This is a genomic window from Paenibacillus medicaginis, assembly GCF_042138635.1.
Taxonomy (GTDB): domain Bacteria; phylum Bacillota; class Bacilli; order Paenibacillales; family Paenibacillaceae; genus Paenibacillus; species Paenibacillus medicaginis.
Genome location: NZ_JBHIRY010000111.1, coordinates 1 through 329, shown reverse-complemented (window position 1 = coordinate 329; position 329 = coordinate 1). Strand labels below are relative to the sequence as shown.

The 329-nt window shown below is 59.3% G+C and carries 1 protein-coding gene; it reads left to right on the top strand.

The window, feature by feature from the left end; genetic code table 11:
- Positions 1–329: RNA-guided endonuclease InsQ/TnpB family protein (locus ACE5LO_RS27885; RefSeq protein ID WP_375523148.1), on the top strand; the 329-nt coding region annotated here is incomplete at both ends.

Here is a 329-nt window from a genome sequence, read left to right as displayed (position 1 = left end):
ATGCAGACGGATGGATCGTGGGGATCGGTGTGAACATAGAGGCAGCGGAAGCCGGCCAGACGGCGGAAACAGCCGTGGGCATCGACGTTGGGCTACGCACGTTTGCAGCGCTGTCCGATGAGACGAAGGTGGACAACCCACGGTATCTGCGAAAATCGGAAAAGCGGCTCAGACGCGCCCAGCGGCGGCTATCCCGCAAAGCTCGCGGTTCCCGCAACCGGCAGAAGGCCAAACAGAAAGTCGCGAGCATCCACCAGAAAGTGGTGCGGCAGCGCAAAGATTTCTTGCACAAGCAATCGCATCGCATCGTTCAGGGACATGACCTGATT